At 65.4% G+C, this 353-nt stretch carries 1 protein-coding gene; it reads right to left on the reverse strand.

Annotated features, from left to right (window positions below; genetic code table 11):
* On the reverse strand, window positions 1-236 hold a 236-nt coding region (locus AB0C16_RS41080; protein ID WP_357691652.1), incomplete at its 3' end, for a helix-turn-helix transcriptional regulator.
* Window positions 237-353 lie beyond the last annotated feature (117 nt).

A 353-nucleotide genomic window follows, 5' to 3' on the forward strand; every position in this document is an offset into this window, starting at 1 on the left:
GTCGGGCGAGGGTGAGGTGCGCTCCCGGGCGGGGTGAAGCCCAGCTCTGTGAGGTTCGAACCGAGCAGGCGGGGGAGTGCTTGCTGCACATCACCTTGCGGCCAAGGCGGTGCGTCGCTCTCCCACCGCCGCACCTGTCGTACTCCTACGCCGAGGGCGTCGGCGAGCGCCTGCTGGGACGGGTAACCGGCGGCGATGCGCGACGCACGCAGCCGATGGTTTCCGGTGTGAGACATGGCCCCTCCTGAGTCAGAGGGCATCAGTTTCACAGGAAGCCCTCTGGAATGTCATCAGCCGTCGTGGAGAGTGATGTGAAGCCCGGTTTGAGGGCTTGAAGAGTCCTCAAGAAGTCC

This window comes from Nonomuraea sp. NPDC048916, from assembly GCF_040649575.1.
Taxonomy (GTDB): domain Bacteria; phylum Actinomycetota; class Actinomycetes; order Streptosporangiales; family Streptosporangiaceae; genus Nonomuraea.